This window comes from Pandoraea vervacti (assembly GCF_000934605.2).
GTDB classification, from domain to species: Bacteria; Pseudomonadota; Gammaproteobacteria; order Burkholderiales; family Burkholderiaceae; genus Pandoraea; species Pandoraea vervacti.
Map to the genome: position 1 here is coordinate 4,687,969 of NZ_CP010897.2, position 17,218 is coordinate 4,705,186.

15 protein-coding genes are annotated in these 17,218 nt (G+C 64.0%); 7 read left to right on the plus strand and 8 right to left on the minus strand.

Translation table 11 applies throughout. From position 1 onward, the window contains the following. Positions 1-25: 25 nt before the first annotated feature. The 4 genes from UC34_RS20400 (at position 26) to UC34_RS20415 (ending at position 4,742) form a co-directional block, all read left to right on the plus strand. On the plus strand, positions 26-853 hold the full coding sequence (locus UC34_RS20400) for a dioxygenase family protein (protein WP_044456969.1): 828 nt from the start codon (positions 26-28) through the stop codon (positions 851-853). A gap of 91 nt (positions 854-944) precedes the next feature. Then, positions 945-1,856 carry a LysR family transcriptional regulator gene (locus UC34_RS20405; protein WP_044456970.1) on the plus strand — a complete coding sequence of 304 codons (912 nt, stop codon included), beginning with the start codon at positions 945-947 and terminating at the stop codon, positions 1,854-1,856. A gap of 241 nt (positions 1,857-2,097) precedes the next feature. Then, positions 2,098-3,447: a hemolysin family protein gene (locus UC34_RS20410; RefSeq protein WP_044456971.1), complete on the plus strand. Its 1,350-nt coding sequence runs from the start codon at positions 2,098-2,100 to the stop codon at positions 3,445-3,447. Between the two features lie 164 nt (positions 3,448-3,611). Next, positions 3,612-4,742 carry a helix-turn-helix transcriptional regulator gene (locus UC34_RS20415; RefSeq protein WP_044456972.1) on the plus strand — a complete coding sequence of 377 codons (1,131 nt, stop codon included), beginning with the start codon at positions 3,612-3,614 and terminating at the stop codon, positions 4,740-4,742. 44 nt (positions 4,743-4,786) lie between these two features. Here UC34_RS20415 and UC34_RS20420 read toward each other — a convergent pair whose 3' ends face one another. The 3 genes from UC34_RS20420 to UC34_RS20430 all read right to left on the minus strand — a co-directional run bounded on the left by UC34_RS20420 (position 4,787) and on the right by UC34_RS20430 (position 6,952). Then, positions 4,787-5,554: a flagellar brake protein gene (locus UC34_RS20420; protein WP_052811151.1), complete on the minus strand. Its 768-nt coding sequence runs from the start codon at positions 5,552-5,554 to the stop codon at positions 4,787-4,789. A gap of 325 nt (positions 5,555-5,879) precedes the next feature. Further along, positions 5,880-6,518, minus strand: a complete 639-nt coding sequence (locus tag UC34_RS20425) for a LysE family translocator (protein WP_044458485.1) — start codon at positions 6,516-6,518, stop codon at positions 5,880-5,882. Positions 6,519-6,748: 230 nt separating this feature from the next. Then, on the minus strand, positions 6,749-6,952 hold the full coding sequence (locus UC34_RS20430) for a cold-shock protein (RefSeq protein ID WP_044456973.1): 204 nt from the start codon (positions 6,950-6,952) through the stop codon (positions 6,749-6,751). Positions 6,953-7,452: 500 nt separating this feature from the next. On the opposite strand from UC34_RS20430, the gene UC34_RS20435 reads away from it, so the two are divergent. After that, positions 7,453-8,217 carry a peptidoglycan DD-metalloendopeptidase family protein gene (locus tag UC34_RS20435; protein WP_044456974.1) on the plus strand — a complete coding sequence of 255 codons (765 nt, stop codon included), beginning with the start codon at positions 7,453-7,455 and terminating at the stop codon, positions 8,215-8,217. A 122-nt stretch (positions 8,218-8,339) separates the two neighbouring features. Here UC34_RS20435 and mdoH read toward each other — a convergent pair whose 3' ends face one another. The 3 genes from mdoH to UC34_RS20450 all read right to left on the minus strand — a co-directional run bounded on the left by mdoH (position 8,340) and on the right by UC34_RS20450 (position 13,499). After that, a complete protein-coding gene (gene mdoH, locus UC34_RS20440; RefSeq protein WP_418303953.1) occupies positions 8,340-10,961 on the minus strand; it encodes a glucans biosynthesis glucosyltransferase MdoH in 2,622 nt (873 codons plus the stop codon). Positions 10,962-10,975: 14 nt separating this feature from the next. Then, the gene (locus UC34_RS20445) at positions 10,976-12,499 is read right to left on the minus strand and encodes a glucan biosynthesis protein G (protein WP_044458487.1); all 1,524 of its coding nucleotides are present in this window, start codon (positions 12,497-12,499) and stop codon (positions 10,976-10,978) included. A 349-nt stretch (positions 12,500-12,848) separates the two neighbouring features. Then, positions 12,849-13,499 carry a LysE family translocator gene (locus UC34_RS20450; RefSeq protein WP_044456975.1) on the minus strand — a complete coding sequence of 217 codons (651 nt, stop codon included), beginning with the start codon at positions 13,497-13,499 and terminating at the stop codon, positions 12,849-12,851. A gap of 102 nt (positions 13,500-13,601) precedes the next feature. Here UC34_RS20450 and UC34_RS20455 point away from each other — a divergent pair, with 102 nt between their 5' ends. Then, entirely contained in the window at positions 13,602-14,519 is a 918-nt protein-coding gene (locus tag UC34_RS20455; RefSeq protein ID WP_044456976.1) for a LysR family transcriptional regulator, read from the plus strand. A 92-nt stretch (positions 14,520-14,611) separates the two neighbouring features. Here the strand turns inward: UC34_RS20455 and UC34_RS20460 are convergent, their stop codons facing one another. Both UC34_RS20460 and UC34_RS20465 read right to left on the minus strand, forming a co-directional pair. Continuing rightward, positions 14,612-16,096 (minus strand): MATE family efflux transporter, encoded by a 1,485-nt coding sequence (locus tag UC34_RS20460; protein ID WP_472462595.1) that lies wholly within the window; start codon positions 16,094-16,096, stop codon positions 14,612-14,614. A gap of 5 nt (positions 16,097-16,101) precedes the next feature. Next, a complete protein-coding gene (locus UC34_RS20465; RefSeq protein WP_157123249.1) occupies positions 16,102-16,890 on the minus strand; it encodes an alpha/beta hydrolase family protein in 789 nt (262 codons plus the stop codon). On the opposite strand from UC34_RS20465, the gene UC34_RS25490 reads away from it, so the two are divergent. Continuing rightward, positions 16,889-17,158, plus strand: a complete 270-nt coding sequence (locus tag UC34_RS25490; protein ID WP_157123250.1) for a hypothetical protein — start codon at positions 16,889-16,891, stop codon at positions 17,156-17,158. The genes UC34_RS20465 and UC34_RS25490 overlap by 2 nt on opposite strands. Positions 17,159-17,218: the final 60 nt, after the last annotated feature.

The following is a 17,218-nucleotide window of genomic DNA, read 5'->3' on the forward strand; positions in this document are numbered from 1 at the left end:
GCGTAGTGTTGCCGGAGTGATTGCCATGTCAGCCCTTCCCACCCTCTTCGTCTCCCACGGTTCACCGCTGCTCGCGGTCGATCCCGGCCGCACCGGCCCGTTGTTGACGGCGCTGGGGCGTGCGGTGCCGCGTCCGCGCGAGATCCTCGTGATTTCGCCTCACTGGTCGACGCCCGCACCGCGCGTGGGGAGCCTGGCGCAACAACGCACGATTCACGATTTCGGCGGCTTCCCGCGCGAACTGTATGAACTGGAGTACCCGGCGCCCGGCGCGCCTGCGCTTGCCGAGCGCACTGTCCAGCGCCTGCGGGACGCCGGGCTACCCGCGCTCACCGACGACCAGTGGGGCCTCGATCACGGTGCGTGGGTGCCGCTGAGCTATCTGTACCCCGTGGCCGACATCCCGGTGACGCAGTTGTCGCTGCAACGCCAGATGCGTCCGGAATATCAGTACCGTCTCGGGCAAACGCTCGCCCCGCTGGCCCGCGAAGGGGTGTTGATCGTGGCGTCCGGCAGCTTCACGCACAATCTTCACGAGGTGTTCCGCGCCCCGACGGAAGACCGTGCCGAGGCGCCGTATCTCGCCGAGTTCGTCGAGTGGTTCACGCAACGTCTGGGCACGATGGATCTCGACGCGCTGTTCGATTACCGCGCTCGCGCCCCCCATGCCGAGCGTGCCCATCCCACGGACGAGCATCTGCTGCCGATCTTCGTCGCGATGGGGGCAGCCGACAACGCTCTGCACCAGACGCACTTCGATACCGGCGCGACCTACGGCGCGCTGCGCATGGATGCCTTTGCATTCGGCAACGCCGCGCCGTCGCTCGCCGAGGTGAACGCGCTGGCACAATAGCGGCGTCGACGTTCGGGCTTGCGCTCGCCGCTGCGCCCGGACGCCGCCTCCCACGACCCGTCGCCCCCCGTTTGAGGAGCTTTGCCCCGGCATGAACAAACTTCGCGAGATCGAATGCTTCATCGCCGTGGTCGAGTCGGGCAGCTTCGTGAAGGCCGCCGACACGCTGGGCATCTCGAAGACGGCCGCCTCGCGCTACGTCGCCGATCTGGAAGCGCGCCTGGGCACGCGATTGCTTCAGCGCACCACGCGTCGCCTGTCGCTGACCGAGCCCGGGCAACGCTACGTCGAGCGTTGCCGCCAGATTCTGGCGGAGCTCGACGAGGCCGACTCCATGGCCGGCGAGCAGGATGGCGAACCGACCGGGCCGCTGCGCATCAACGCGCCGCATACGTTCGGCGTGCTGCACCTCGCGCCGCTATGGCCCACGTTTCTCGCGCAGTTTCCCCAGGTTTCCCTCGACATCACGCTAAGCGACCGGCTCGTCGATATCGTCGACGAAGGGTACGACCTCGCGATTCGCATCTCCCGCTTGCCCGACTCCTCGCTCGTCCATCGACGGCTGGCCGGCACGCGCCTGGTGCTATGCGCCTCGCCCGGATACCTCGCGCAACACGGCACGCCGACGCACCCGAGCGAACTCACCCGCCATGACACGGTGGGCTACAGCTATTTCCTTCATCGTCGTGAATGGCATTTCGATGGCCCCGACGGTCCCGTGTCCGTTCAGACACATGCGCGACTGATCGCCGACAATGGCGACACCTGTGTGGCGGCCGCCGTGGCGGGCAGCGGCATCATTCTGCAACCGGCGTTTCTTGTGCAGGACGCGCTGCGCGACGGTCGTCTCGTCGAATTCCTGTCCGAATACACCCAGGGCGAGCGCGGCATCTATGTCGTGTACCCGTCGCGCAAATACCTGAGCGCCAAGGTGCGCGCCATGATCGACTTCCTCGTCGAGGCATTCGCCATGCCAGGCTGGCGCGTCCTCGACAACCGGTGAGCTTCGGCAGAGCGCACCGTCGACGTCAAAGCCTTCCGGGGCAAGGTTGCGCGGGCTGTCGCCGCTCGCCCGCCGGTGCGTCGGCGGCGTTCGCGCAGCGCGTTAAATGTGCTGGCATCCGCCGCGAAAGCCCCCTGAACCCCACATCAACGGTCGGCAAAACACCGCAACGCCACGGACATTTATTGGCAACGGTATTTGTCACTTATACTGTTAGGCCTGTCGTCCCATTACTTTTATTTTGGAAAACTTTTTACTGATCGTCGCTGCGATCCTGCTGGTGTTCCTCAACGGCTTTTTCGTGGCGGCGGAATTCGGCCTCGTCAAACTGCGCCAGACGCGCGTTCATGTCATTGCCCGCCAACGGGGTTGGCGCGGTCGTATCCTGGCCAAAGTCCATGGCCAACTCGATACTTACCTCTCTGCGTGCCAACTGGGCATCACGCTCGCCTCGCTCGGGCTTGGCTGGATCGGTGAACCCGCCTTCGCGCGCATTCTCACGCCGCTGTTCGAACTCGTCGGCGTCAGCTCCCCGGAACTGATCCACGCGCTGGCGTTCTTCATCGCGTTCTTCACGATTTCGTATCTGCACATCGTCGTGGGCGAACTCGCACCGAAATCGATGGCCCTGCGTATGCCGGAAGCCGTGTCCGTGTGGACGGCGGCGCCGTTGTACGGCTTCTACTGGCTCATGTACCCGGCCATCTGGATCCTGAACCACAGCGCCAACCGTCTGCTGCGCTGGACCGGCCTCGACCCCTCGCACGGCGCCGACGCCCATTATTCGGCCGACGAAATCAAATTGATCCTGCGCCGCGGCGCGTCGAGCGAAAAGCTCTCGCGAGACGACTGGAACGTGGTCGCTTACGCCATCGATTTCAGCGATCTGACCGTGTCCGACCTGATGCGGCCGATGAGCGAAGTCGCCGCGTTTCGCCGAAACGCCACGTTCAAGCAGAACATGGACACGGCATACCGCCACCGCTACAGCCGCTATCCGTTCTTCGACAACGATGGCGAAACCGTGCTCGGCGTCGTCCACCTCAAGGACCTGTTCCTCGCAGAACATCACGGTCAGCCCATCGAGGACCTGGGCAGCATGGCGCGCCCGGTCGAGCGCGTGAAGCCCGACATGCCGGCACGCGAACTGTTCAGCCGCTTTCGTCGGGGCGCTCCGCACTTTGCCATCGTGGGATGGCCGGATCAGAAGCCGATCGGCTTCCTGACGCTCGACAACCTGCTCTCCGCGCTGGTCGGCAAGATCCGCGACGAATTCCGTCAGACGGAAGACGACTGGACCCGCATGGAAGACGGCACGCTCATCGGACGCGGCAGCCTTCCGATCCTGACGCTGGAGCGGGCACTGGGCATCGACATCCCGAGTGAGCACGCGGAATCGGTCGGTGGGCTGATCATGAATGCGCTCGGTTACCTCCCGCGCGAAGGCCAGAAGGTGGACTTCGACGGCTTCTCCGTAGTCGTCAAGAAGATGCAGGGCCCACGCATTGTGCTCGTGCGCATCTACCCCGACGGAATTCGCGAAGCCCGCGGCGAACCGCCCGATGTGGCGACACAGCAACGCGAGCACTGATCCGCCGGTTGATGCCCGTCGCATTCCCTTGCCAGAATACGCACTATGCGTGACCCCGCCCGATAGAGGCAAAACGATGGGTCACGCGGGCGTGCGGGGCAAGGCAGCACATCAGTTCGTCACAACAACGCCGAGGCGACGTTGGACGACATGGGGAAGACGACATGGGGAAGTTGTCTCTCGACGCGCTGATCAGCACCTGCTACGACGGCGTGCTTGACGAAGCCTCGTGGGATCGCGCGCTGCGCGATTTCAACGAGTGGGTCGGTGGCATGGGATTTCACTCGGTGACGTGGGATCGCGAGCGTCACTGCGCCACACGCGACTCGACGTCGCTGAATGCCTCGCCCGACCTCATTCGCGAGTTCGTCGAGAAGCTGGCGCCGACCGACCCGCGCGTGGCGCTCATGCTACGTCAGCCCGTCGGCCATGCCATGCGGTGCCACCATCACCTGAGCGATCGCTACGTCGCCCGTAGCGAGCTCTTCAACGAATTCCTCATTCCCAACGGTGTTCGCTACACGTACGGCCTGCATCTGGACGGCGCCGACGGCGCCAGCGAATTGCTGGCGATTCTGCGCAGCCCGGACCACGCGCCGTTCGAAGACGCCGACGCCGCCCCCGAACTGGAGACACTGACGAAGCACATTGCGCGAGCGGCGCGTCTGCGTGCCGGTACGCGTCATTTGCAGGCGCAGGCGGCAATCGGCATGGCGGTGCTCGACCATCTCGACATGGCCATCGTCATTGCCGATGCAACGAGCCATGTGCACTACCTGAACGTGGCCGCTCACCAGATTCTGGGCGACACGCGCAACGTCGGGATTCGAGGCGGGAAGTTCGCCGCGCTGCAGCCGAGCGACGAGCAGGCGATGCGGCGGCTGATTGCGGGGGCCACGGCGCCAATGCCCGTAGCCGGCAGTCATCGTCTTCACGGTGACAATCAGCGCCATTGGGTCGTCACGGTGCTGCCGCTGCGCGAATCGCACGTGTGCGCCGCGCCGTGGCAACGGCCGATGGCGATGCTCACGATCGGTGAACTGGACCGGCGCGTGACGGTCGGTCCTTACACGTTGAAGGTGCTGTTCGGCCTGTCGCCGGCGGAAGCGCGGCTCGCGCAGGCGCTGGCCGAGGGGCGCGAGGTGGCGCAATACGCGCAGGACGTCAACATTGCCGTCAACACCGCGCGCGCGCAGCTACGGCACATTTTCGACAAGACCGGATGCCGCCGGCAAGCGGATCTGCTGCGCCTGCTGCACGCGATACCGGCGCTGCGAATCGACGCGCCGGGCTGAGCGTTGACCGCCCGGACCCGTCGACGATTTAGCCCGGCGGCGAGTTATCCGCGTGCGAACGCCTTGCGATTGAGTTCGAGCTGCGTAATGAGCTTTTGCAGACGCGACTCGGCCGTGCGCGAGAGCGCAATGAAGCGGCAGCCGATGTGATATTCGATGTCCTTCGCCAGCGGCACGGCGCGCACCGCACAGACCTCCAGATCCACCTGCACCGTCCCGTAGTCGCGCAGTTCCATGTCGACCTGCATGAGCATCGAGCCCTTGGGAATTTCTGCGGCCGCCTCGGCCTTCGTGCGCAGGCCGACACCGCCGAGCGACAGATCGAACACGGCCAGACGCATCGGCGTCTCGTCGGGGAATTTGACCGTGCACTGATACGGATCGAGGATCGGCGTCTTCACGCGGAAATAGTCGCGGCGTTGCAGGCGCACGAGCGTTTCCGGATACGACGAATAGAACGCCGGATACCCTTCGTACTCACGCTCCTCCACGTCGCCGATCGGGAAATGCACCTGGATGCCTTCGGGCACGCCCACGAACAGGGCACGCTTGTTGGCGAGCAGTGCGCGGTTCTCCGTCTCGATGCCGCCCCAATCGAAGTAGAAACCGCGCGCTTGCGGTTCGACCTTGAGCAATCGCGTCACGAGTTGCCGCTGGCCGTTCGCGAAGTACACCGTCATGAAGTCCCCGCGCGTCGCCAGATGACGCAGCACGCCGCCGATCTCCAGCGGATTGCTGATGCGAAAGGTGTCATGCAGTTGAGACTCTTCGTCCGTGGGCGCCGGTGTCACCTGCGGTTCTGTCGTTTCCATACCTGATCTTCTATTTGTCCCCGTGACGGCCCGAGCGCGAGCGCACGATCCGTACGTAATAAAGCCGTTGCGACGCGCCATGCCGCATATCCTGGCGCCGGCATCGCGACGTGAGGGAGTGCCCGTCGGCACACGCCTGCCGTCTCATGCATCGGGTCAGGGACGTTGAGTCATGGACGTTAACGGTCACTGGCCGAAAATATTGAGTGCTTCAGCGCACGAACTTACCACTCCCCGTATCGTGCACCACGCCCGGGCCTTCCAAAGCCCGCCTACCACGCTTTCATACGCTTGCCTTCGCTACCCGACGACCCCCGTCGCCGGATCAGCGATGTACCGCCGCCATCAACGCCCCAAAGCCCATGAACACGCCGCCGCTGATGCGGTTGAACGCCTTGAGCACGCGCGCTTCGCGCAGGTAAGGGGCAATGCGCAGGCCACCGGTCGCGTAGACCAGGTACCAACTCACCTCGATGATGGCGAACGTGCCGAGCAGGATGGCGAACTGCGGCACCTTGGCGGCCGTCGGATCGATGAATTGCGGTAGAAATGCCGCCGCGAAGAGAATGGCCTTCGGATTGCTGGCGGCGACGAGGAAGCCCGCCTTGAAGAGCTTGCCGAAGCTGGCATCGGCCGCCAGGGCCGGCGTCGCCAGCGTGGCCGCTTCACCCTGGGTATCCACCGGCGAGCGCCAGCTCTTGTAACCGAGATAAATGAGGTACGCCGCGCCCGCGTAGCGCAGGGTATCGAACAGCATCGGCCAGGCCTTGAGTACCGCGCCCAGCCCTGCGGCGGAAATCGACATCATGGCGATGAGCGCCGTCATGCAACCCGCCATCGTGCCGAGCGACGGGCGCAAACCATGGCGCGCGCCATGCGTCATGACGAGCAACATGTTCGGCCCCGGCGTCGCCGAGACGAAAAAAACGGTGACCACATACAGCCACCACGTTTGCAGGCTCATGATTGCCTCGAAAAAAGCGTGTCGCGAAATCGATTTGGCATTGTAGCGTCGAACCGTGACGGTAGCATCGTCCGCGTGCACGTCCTGCACGATTCACTACGATGGCACACCGTTCGGAGGGCGCGACACAAAAAACAAACAGGCCCGATGACTTTCGTCATCGAGCCTGTTGATCACGAGATATCGCCTCGCCCGAAGGCCGAGGCAACATCGCGAGAAGCGCTCAGCCCTTAGATGGGCTTGATGTTCGCAGCTTGCTTGCCCTTCGGGCCAACCTTAACTTCGAACGAGACCTTTTGGTTCTCTTGCAGCGACTTGAAGCCGTCAACCTTCACTTCCGAGAAGTGAGCGAACAGGTCTTCACCGCCGGCGTCCGGGGTAATGAAGCCGAAGCCCTTTGCGTCGTTGAACCACTTAACAGTACCGGTTTCCATGTTTTTTCCTAATAAAACAATAGCTTGAGGTCGGAATGACCTCGTGATGCGCTGACAATCAAGGGAAAATGAAGGACTAGAAACCAGCGAGAAGCAGGAAAACTACGTCTGACAACAACTTCGCGGCTTGACAATCTGCAGTTGGTTTTATACGTGTCACGCCGACGCTTGTCAACAGGGGAAATACCGCAAAATAAGTAACAATTTCCGCAAATAGCGGGGAATTTGGGCGCTCTTTGGGTGTCCGACCCGCCGTTGCAGCCCGTACAATGGGCGTTTTGTCCCGCGCCCATGCCGTTGTCGCGCGTCCGGCCCGTGTTTTGTGCTGTCTGAAATCGTTTTCGAACGTTTTTCCCCTATCGGGCGCACATTCCCTCAAAGTGGCCGGGCGGAAGAGATTTGCGACCGTCGGCGGGCCTCCACCCCCAAGTTTTTTTATTTGCCCACGGATGGAGCCTAATCGTCTCGCGCGATTCTTGCGATCGCAAACCGAAATTCGCATGCCCGGCCAGCCCCACTGGCTCGCCCGGTGCCGTACGCATCTGATCAGTCTGGCCGTTTGCGCCACACTGGCCGCCTGCGCCGGTTCGCCGACCTATGGTCCGGTGCCCGCAGGCAGCTATCGGGTGCAATCCGGCGACACGCTCTACGGCATTGCACGGGCCAACAACGCGAGCACGGCCGATCTGGTGCGCTGGAACAGTTTGCCCGACGCCGACAAGATCGAAGTCGGTCAGGTATTGCGCGTGGTGCCGCCGCCCGGTGCGACGAACACGCCCGCGCCGGTGGCCTCGTCAGGCGGCAGTGCGGCGACGCGGCCCCGCCCGCAGGCCAAGCCATCGAAACCTGCCGCGAAGCCCGCACCGGCGCCCGCAGCCCCCCGCACGGCGACGAACAAGATTCCGATGACCTGGCCCGCCACAGGCAAGATCCTCGCGAACTACAACGGCAGCAGCAACAAAGGCATCGACATCGGCGGCCAGTCCGGCGACCCGATCTACGCCGCAGCCGCCGGCAAGGTGGTCTACGCTGGCAACGGTTTGCGTGGCTACGGCAATCTCGTGATGATTCAGCACGAAAACGGCTATCTCACGGCGTACGCCCACAATCGGGAATTGCTGGTCAAGGAAGGCGTATCGGTCTCGAAGGGCCAGACGATTGCGAGAATGGGCGACACCGACTCGCACGGCGTCGTGAAACTGCACTTCGAAGTGCGTCAGAAGGGCACCCCGTTCAATCCGAACGAGTTCCTGCCGTCACGCTGAGCAACGCGCACCTACCCCGTCCGTCACAAAAGAAAAACGGCAAGGCGCGATGCCTTGCCGTTTTTCATTCATCGTTCGAAGCGTGATCGGACCGACGTTGAGCTTGACGTTCAGGCCCACATTCAAGCCGACGCCAGAAACCCTTGCGACAGGCCGTTGGCGCGCGCGTCGCACCACTCCGGGTGAGCCCTCGGGTCGGTCCATACCAGCAGATGCAGCGCGGCAAGGGCGCGCGGATCATTGAGCAATTCCCACTTTTGCGTGTTGCTCAGCTTGGTCGGTCCCCTGAGTAGCGCCGTCTCCACGCGACCGGCGCGCACCGCGTCGCGCTTCGCATCGTCGAGCGTCGGCTTCACGCTCGATGCGATCAACGCGTTGGCCATCGGATCGACCACGGCGTCGACGAAATCGACATGCTTGCCCGTCTCGCTCGTGTACTTCTCGGTCATGCGCAGTTCCTTCGGCGGCCACGATTCCTCGGGGATGAGAAACAGGCGAGCGCGCTTCAGACCACGGCCGAGCGAGACGCGACTGGAAAACACCGACACCGGAATCGAGATCATCATCGATCCGACGATCGGCATCAGCCACCAGATGAAGTCCGGATTGAGCCAGTAGACGACACCGCCCCAGCCCATGCCGATCAGCGTTTGCAACCCGTGGCGGCGAATCGCTTCGCCCCAATGCGTCTGCGCGTCCTCACGCGGCGGCGACTTCCACTGGATGGCGATACCGGTGAGCGCTGCCAGCACGAATTGCGTGTGAAAGAGCATGCGCACCGGCGCGAGCACGGCCGAGAACACCATCTCGATGAACATGCTGAGCGTCACGGCAAACCAGCCGCCGAAGCGCTTCGCGCCCTTCACCCAGATGAGCAGCACTGCCAGGATCTTCGGCAGGAAGAGCAGCGTGGCCGTCGCGGAGAAGAGCGCCAATGCGCGCTCCGGGTGCCACTCCGGCCACACCGGGAACAACTGACGCGGTGCGGTGAAGTACTCCGGTACGACCAGTGTGTGCTTGGCCAGCAGGCAGGTCGAGAGGATCAGGAAGATGAACCACAGCGGCGCCGACACGTATGCCATGGCGCCGGTGACGAACACGGCACGGTGCACTGGGTGCATGCCTTCCGCAAGGAACAGGCGGAAGTTCATCAGGTTGCCTTGACACCAGCGACGATCGCGTTTGAGCTCGTCGAGCAGGTTCGGCGGCATCTCTTCATAGCTGCCCGGCAGATCGTAGGCGATCCACACCCCCCAGCCCGCACGGCGCATCAGCGCAGCCTCGACGAAGTCATGCGACAGAATGGCGCCCGACATCGCCCCCTTGCCCGGCAACGGCGCGAGCGCGCAGTGCTCCATGAAGGGCTTCAGACGAATGATGGCGTTGTGGCCCCAGTAGTGCGATTCGCCGAGTTGCCAGTAATGCAGGCCAGCCGTGAAGAGCGGTCCGTAGACGCGCCCCGCGAACTGTTGCAGACGCGCGTAAAACGTCTCGCGCCCGGCCGCAAGCGGCGCCGTCTGAATCAGACCCGCGCTCGGATGCGCTTCCATCATGCGCGCGAGCTTGGTCAGGCATTCGCCGCTCATGACGCTGTCCGCGTCGAGCACGATCATGTAGCGGTAGTCGCTACCCCAGCGACGGCAGAAGTCGTCGAGGTTGCCGCTCTTGCGCTTGACGCGCCGCTGACGGCGGCGATAGAAGATGCGACCGAAGCCGCCGACCTCACGGCACAGCGCCTGCCACGCATCGACTTCGGCGGTGCAGTTATCCGCTTCGTTGGAATCGGACAGGATGAAGAAGTCGAAGCGGTCCAGCGAATCGGTCTTGGCGAGCGATTCGTAGGTCGCGCGCAGGCCGGCGAACACGCGGCCGACGTCTTCGTTGCAAATCGGCATGACGATGGCGGTGCGCGCGTCGGGCGCGATGGGCGCGTCGCCCGCCGCCATCTTCGAGATCATGTGACGTTCGCCGCCGACGAGCAGGACGAAGAAACCGAAGATCGCCGTCCAGAATCCCGCCGAGACCCAGCCGAAGAGCAGCACGAACAGCACCAGCACGGCAAATTCGAGCGGATCGGCGCCGTGATACGGCAACACCGACGCCATGAAATGCGTGGCGAGCGCCGTTTGCGCGATCATCAGCGCGAGCAGCATCCAGCGGCGACGGCGTCCCGCTTGGGACCATTTGCCCTTGGGATCGGGCGCGTCGCGCACGAGCGGATCGGGGTCCTTGCGGCCCGTGAGCTTGCGCCACAGGCGCGCGAGCGGATTGAGCGACCACGGACGCGGAATGAGCGACGTGCGGCGCACCGGCGGCGCGACGCGCAACGTCTGCACGCCGTGCACCTCGTCCAATCCGGCCGCAGCGGCCAGCGAGCCGCCCTCGGTGAGCGCAAGGCGCACCGGCTGCGACGCGAGCACGGCGTCGCTGTCGGATTCGATCTCGGCGAGGTCGTGGGCGTGCCACGCCGCCGTCGCCACCGTAGTGGCCACGCCGGCGCTTTCGGTCTGCCCGTGCGCGGCATCGGCAGCGACGTCGGCGACGGAATCGGAGAGCGCCGCCGGGACTTCGTCCGCAGACGACGCTCCCTCGCCAGCGACGTTCGTCACACGCGCGAGCAAACGCTGCAAACGCGTGAGGACGTCGAGCGAATCGCCGCCGTCACGCTTGGCCTGCGCGAGCAGGGCGCGACGCTTCTCGGCGGGCAGGGGCAACCGGTCGACGTAAAGCTCGTCGACCGGAATATCGGAGCGCTCGCTCACTCGGGGGGTAACAGGTAGCTCCACGTTTCGGATAGGGTGTTACTGCCGTTGCGCAGGTAAGCGCGCATTTCGACGGGTTTCTCGGAATCGAGGCGGCGCATGCGAAGCATGACGCGATAGCCTCCCGTGACGTCATTGCGCTGCGTCTGCACTTCGAGGATCTTGCCGTTGCCGTCGATGGACACATTGCCTTCGACCTTGGCATCGTCCGGCAGCTTCTTGAGCGCCGGGCCCTCGAAGTCGAGCGCGAACAGCAGACTGTCGTCTGGTTTTCCCCGGTAGCCGTGCCCCCGGCGGCTCTGCGTCACCCACGCCAGCGGCGGGCGCTTCTCGTTATCCTTTTGCCACGTCAGACGATACTCAAGCGAATAGGATTGCTTGGGCTTGGGCGGCGCATCGGGCACCCAGTAGGCGACGATGTTGTCGTTCGTTTCGTCCGGCGTGGGAATTTGTACCAACTCTACGCGGCCTTGTCCCCATTTGCCCTTCGGTTCGACCCAGGCGCTCGGACGTAACTCATAATGGTCCTCAAGGTCCTGGTAGTTACTGAAGTCCCGATCGCGCTGCACCAGCCCGAAACCGCCCGGGTTGGACAACGAGAAGGAGGACACCAGCAGACGCTTGGGATTGACGAGCGGGCGCCAGATCCATTCGCCGGTACCGGACTGAATGGAAAGGCCGTCGGAGTCATGCACTTCGGGGCGATAGTCGGGCACGGACGCCGGCTGATTTTCGCCGAAGAAGAACATGCTGGTGAGCGGCGCGATCCCGAGCTTGGTGACGTTCTCGCGCAGGAACAACTCGGATTTGACGTCGACGGTCGTGTCGACACCCGGGCGCAGCGTGAAGCGGTACGCGCCGGTCGCGCGCGGCGAATCGAGCAGTGCGTAGATGATGAGTTCTTTGGCACCGGGCGCGGGACGCTGGATCCAGAATTCGGTGAAGCGCGGAAATTCTTCACCCGAGTTCAGCGCCGTGTCGAGCGCCAGGCCGCGAGCGGACAGGCCGTAGGTCTGGTTCTTGCCCAGCGCGCGGAAATAGCTCGCGCCGAGAAAGACCATGACTTCGTCCTTGTACTTCGGCGTGTTGACCGGGAAGTGGATGCGGAACCCCGCGAAGCCGAGGCCACGCAGTTGTTTCGGATCGACCTTGATCGCACCGAAGTCGAACATGTCGGAGCTGTAGCGGATTTCGCGCACGCTATTGCCCGCGAGCTCGTTGATCTTCACGGGACGGTCGTAGTACGAACCTTCGTGGAAGAACATCAGCTCGAACGGCAACTTTTGCGCACGCCACAGCGCCTTGTCGGGCTTGAAGCGAATGTTGCGGTAGCGGTCGTACGTCAGGTTCTGAAGCTCTTTGGGGAGGTTCGGGTCCTTGGGCTTATAGCGGCTGTTCGCAAGCGTGCGGGCCTGTTTGGCAACGTCGTCGAGCGAGAAAGCATGCGCCGCCCCCGAGACGAGCGCGCAGACGCTGAGCGCGCTGGCGATCGCCACGCGCAGGGCACGGTGGGAAATCATGCGGTAAACGGCGTTGGGCAGGAAATCCATCGGCAGTGGAAAGGGCATGTAACGCGCGTGCCGACCGTAGCCAGCGTGCGCCGAACGCGCAATTTTACCCGTTCATTCACCGATTGACTAAAGATGCATCGGCAAAACCTTCGAAGCGGGCACTCACATTACCTCAATCGTCTGCTGTGACGGCGCTTCCGGCGACTCACAAATTTGTGACTATTTGTGACCAATGGGCCATTGGAAAGGATTTCGTCGCCTTTCCTGCCGATTTATGGCCGATTTATCGCAAATTTCACCGCTTGCTTCGTCGCTTGCTTCGTCGCTTACTTCGCCGCTACTTCACGGCTTACCTCCCCTATCGACTGGCCATCGCGAGCAATCCGCCCAGCGTCATCAGCGCGCCGCCGATCGTGCGCCTGACCAACTGTTGCCGCCGAACCATGGCCGCGCGCATCCATCCGGCCGAGAAACCCAGCGCCACCAGGCTGAACCATGCCCAATGGGCGAACGACATGAACGCCCCGTAGGCCAGTCCCAGCCCCCATCCCGTGCCCGGGTGCACGACCTGCGTGAAGGTACTCACCACAAACAGCGTGCATTTCGGGTTCAATGCGTTGGTCAGAAAGCCGGTACGCAACGCCTGCATGGGCTCGCGCCATCGGGACTGTCTGGCGGTCCCCGCCGGGAGCGGCAACTCGGCGCGTTCCTGGGTGACGTCCACCACCGGCGAGCGATCCTGCAGCGTGCGCCAGCCAATGTAGATCAGGTACGCCGCGCCGACCCACTTGATGCCGGTAAATAACCACGGCAGTTGCACGATCAACAGCCCCACGCCCACCAGGGTGTATGCCACATGCACCTGCACGCCCGCCGCAATGCCCAGCGCGGCCCATAATCCCGCCCGCCTGCCGTGACGCCAGCTTTCGCGCGTCACCATGGCGAAATCGGCGCCCGGGCTGATCACCGCGAGTACGGTGATGGTCATGACCGCCAACATCTCTTGCATGATGATTTCTCACAGATTCATTTCCGGAAACACATTCTCCGTGAGGATTCATCGCAAGAAAAACGATGTTTTCGACACGTCATCCGTGATAATTTCTCACGCATGAAGCGCCCCCTGCCCCTGAACGCCCTCCACGTCTTCGACGTTGCCGCCAGCGAACTCAGTTTCGCGCGTGCCGCCGAGCGCCTCTTTGTTACCCATGGCGCGGTCAGCCGCCAGATTCGCACCCTCGAACTCGCGCTTGGCCTGCCCTTGTTCGAGCGTCGCAATCGCGCCGTCTTTCTCACCCCCGCCGGCGTTCGACTTCATGCGACCACGCGACAGATGTTCGAACACCTGGCCACGACCGTCGCGAGCCTCCAGCCGCTCGCCACCTCGACCACGCTCGTCGTCTCTTGCGAACCGACCCTTGCCATGCGATGGCTCATTCCGCGGCTGGGCGTCTTCGCTCAGGCACACCCCGACGTCGCATTGCACCTGCACTCTGCCGGCGGGCCGCTCGACTTCGAGGGCGCGCGCGTCGACGTTGCCATCCGGCGCAACGACTTTTTCTGGGGGCATTCGCTCACGGCCGAACCGCTGGCCGACGAATGGATCGGCCCCGTCGGTCTTCCCCACGTCTTCGACGTCCCTCGCCTATCCCTGCTAAACACGCGCACGCGCCCTCATGCATGGCAGGACTGGCAGCGGGCGATGCAGACAACCACGCGCATGTCTTCGGCGTTACCGCCGCCGGTCCGGGAGACGAGCGCGACCACACCGGCGTTCGAGCACTTCTATCTGAGCTTGCAAGCGGCGGGGGCCGGACTCGGCGCGGCGATCGGATCGGTCTACATGGTGAGCGACGAGTTGCGCGCCGGGCGCCTTGTGGCGCCCTATGGGTTCGTACGCGACGGCTCGGGCTATGTCGCGCTGTCGCGCGAACCGTTCGCCGCAGATCCGGCCAGGCAGGCGTTGCTGGAATGGCTGCGCGACGCGCTGGCCGAGGCGGCAGCGCCGTGGATCGTCAATCCGCGTTGAGGCGCACTGAGGCGCGCTAAGGCGCGTTGAGGCACGTTGAGGCGCCGGGTTCGGCATCGTGCGGAGCCCCGGAAAATGTCTCGGGACGACGATCACGCGCGAGGCTCCTCGCGAGACACATCCGTCGGCGGCACCGACAGCGGCAGGGGGACCGGCGCCGGTCCTGCCGCGGCGCTCGCGGCGTCTTCGGTCTGCGCCACGACGGGCGGGCCCTTAGGCAGCATGCGCACACCGCGCCAGTTGAACCACTTGTAGTACGCAAGCGCCATGACGAGCGATACGGCAAATCCCAGCGGGAAGCTCCACCAGATCGCTTCGGCGCCCCACGTCTTCTGCATCTGCCACGCGAACGGCAGCCGGATTACCCATTGCGAGACGAATAGAATGACGAGCGGCGCCGTGACCGCCCCCGTCGCCCGCACGACACCGAACAACACGATGGTCACGCCGAACAGGACGAACGACCACGCGACGATGGCGTTGATGTGCTTTGCCACCGAAATGGCATAGCCATCGCCGGGCAGGAAGGCATTCATGAACTGCTTGTTGAACAGGAGAATGGCGATGACCAGCGCGCCGGTCATCACGAAGTTCAGCCCGACGCCCACGCGCCCGATCTTCGACACGCGGTCCCATAACCCCGCGCCGACGTTCTGCGCCGTCATGGACGACACGCCCGCGCCAATGGCCAACGCCGGCATCTGCACATACGTCCACAATTGCGACGCCACGCCATAAGCCGCCGTCGTCTGCGATCCGTAGCCGTTGACGAAGCCCATCATGACCATTGCAGACGACGAGATCACGACCATCTGCAACCCCATCGGCAAGCCCTTCACGACGATCAGCCGCAACAGCCCCATGTCGATGCGCAGATACTTCCAGTCCTTGCGTTGCAGCCATAGCGGATCGCGGCGTCGATACAACGTGTACATGAGCGCGGCGAGGCTCAGCGTTTGCGCGATGAGCGTGGCCCCCGCCGACCCGGCGATACCGAACGGCGGGATCGGCCCCCAGCCGAAGATGAGCAGCGGGTTGAGGGCGACGTCGAGCCCCACCGAGAGCAGCATGAAGCGAAACGGCGTGCGCGCATCGCCCGCGCCGCGCAAGGCCATCATGACGAAGTTGTAGAAATACATGACCGGCAACGCCACGAAGATGATGCGCAGATACGCAATGGCGAACTCGCGCGCATCAGCCGGCGTGCCGAGCGCCTGGAGCAACTCCGGCGTGAAGACATAGCCGAATGCGGAGACGGCTACCGACATCAGGATGAAGAACGTTGCGCTCGTACCGACGATACGCCGCGTGAGCACAGGGTTCTTCGCGCCGATGGACTGGCCGATGAGAATGGTGTTGGCCATGCTGATGCCAAACACGACACCGAGCAGGAAGAACAGCAGGATGTTGGCGTTGGACGCCGCCGTGAGCGCCGACTCGCCCAGATAATGGCCGATCCACATGGCGTTGATCGACGCATTGAGCGATTGAAGCACATTGCTGCCAAGCACCGGCAACGAAAACCAGAACAAGGTTTTACCGATGGGGCCGCGCGTAAGGTCCTTTTCGGCCATGATTTGCCTTATTTCGCCTCGAACTTGACGCCAGCGGCGGGCGTCGGCACTGTGCATCGATGTCCGCGTACGTTATCGAGAAATCGCTGGATCAACGGCAGCACCTTGGCCTCGATCTCGCCATGGCCATAGCCGAAGCCCGCAAAGTTGAAGTGCGTCGCGCCGTCGACGACCGCCAGCCAGTGACAGCCGGGCGGCATGTCGGCGAACGGCTCGGTACGTGTCTGCCATTTGCCGTCGAGCGGATCGTCGCGCGTGCCCGTCACCAGCAGCGCGGGCTTATGGATGTCATGCCACGCCCCGCTCGGGAAAATCGATCCCTTGCCCTGCGGGGACAGTGCGATATAGCCGTCGAAGCGGTCGTCGCCTTCGAGGCCAAGTTTGTTTCGGGCGCCGGCCTCGATCATGACCGTGACCGCGCCCATGGAATGCCCCGCAAGCACCGCCGGCCCCGCGCGGCATTGCCCCCTCGCCCAATGCAGGGCGGCTCCCGCATCTTCGAGCCGGTCGTCATACGTTTCGGGATCCGTAGTGAGTGCCAGCAAACCGTCTCGCAGTCCCCCGGTGCGCACCCGCTCGCGCAGCGATTCGCGCCCGCCCTCCTTGTGCGCCATCGTCACCGTGAGCCAGCCGGACTTCGAGAGGGCACGGCCGAGCCACGACAGCGCGTCGCGGTCATCGCCCGCGCCGGGGCTGAGCACGGCCACGCCGTTGCAGGCGGCCGGAGGACGAAAAACGTGGAGAGTGACGTAGGCGCCATCGCTGCGTAGCACGCGCTGGTCGACGCCGGTTGCCATGGACGCGCTGCTCGACGTCGTGGATGCGCCGGGGGCGGAGGCGGGTGCCGCTTTGGTCGCCGTGCCCGTGGCCGCTGCGGGCGCCGAAGGCGTTGGCGCCACGGTGTCGGCAGCGAAAACAGATGGCGAGAACGTCGCAAGCAGGGACGCGCCGACGCCGCAGGCACCGAGCGCGACGAGTAACGTCCCGAACGATCGTCCCACGGCCCTGCGCGACTTTCCGAGCATCCGTTCTCCTCTGGTATCCGGCAGCGCGCAGCCAACCTGAGCCCGAACGGGCGAGTCCGAGACGACCGAGAAAACAGGTCAGGCCGGGAGCGAGGGTCTC

What these genes read in the sequence shown, in the direction of transcription:
- UC34_RS20400 (WP_044456969.1), top strand. Translation starts at nt 26, where the DNA reads ATGTCAGCCCTTCCCACCCTCTTCGTCTCCCACGGTTCACCGCTGCTC.
- UC34_RS20420 (WP_052811151.1), bottom strand. Translation starts at nt 5,554, where the DNA reads ATGGAAACGACAGAACCGCAGGTGACACCGGCGCCCACGGACGAAGAG.
- UC34_RS25490 (WP_157123250.1), top strand. Translation starts at nt 16,889, where the DNA reads ATGGACGCGCTGCTCGACGTCGTGGATGCGCCGGGGGCGGAGGCGGGT.
- UC34_RS20455 (WP_044456976.1), top strand. Translation starts at nt 13,602, where the DNA reads ATGAAGCGCCCCCTGCCCCTGAACGCCCTCCACGTCTTCGACGTTGCC.
- UC34_RS20465 (WP_157123249.1), bottom strand. Translation starts at nt 16,890, where the DNA reads ATGGCAACCGGCGTCGACCAGCGCGTGCTACGCAGCGATGGCGCCTAC.
- UC34_RS20450 (WP_044456975.1), bottom strand. Translation starts at nt 13,499, where the DNA reads ATGCAAGAGATGTTGGCGGTCATGACCATCACCGTACTCGCGGTGATC.
- UC34_RS20435 (WP_044456974.1), top strand. Translation starts at nt 7,453, where the DNA reads ATGCCCGGCCAGCCCCACTGGCTCGCCCGGTGCCGTACGCATCTGATC.
- UC34_RS20415 (WP_044456972.1), top strand. Translation starts at nt 3,612, where the DNA reads ATGGGGAAGTTGTCTCTCGACGCGCTGATCAGCACCTGCTACGACGGC.
- UC34_RS20425 (WP_044458485.1), bottom strand. Translation starts at nt 6,518, where the DNA reads ATGAGCCTGCAAACGTGGTGGCTGTATGTGGTCACCGTTTTTTTCGTC.
- UC34_RS20405 (WP_044456970.1), top strand. Translation starts at nt 945, where the DNA reads ATGAACAAACTTCGCGAGATCGAATGCTTCATCGCCGTGGTCGAGTCG.
- UC34_RS20430 (WP_044456973.1), bottom strand. Translation starts at nt 6,952, where the DNA reads ATGGAAACCGGTACTGTTAAGTGGTTCAACGACGCAAAGGGCTTCGGC.
- UC34_RS20445 (WP_044458487.1), bottom strand. Translation starts at nt 12,499, where the DNA reads ATGATTTCCCACCGTGCCCTGCGCGTGGCGATCGCCAGCGCGCTCAGC.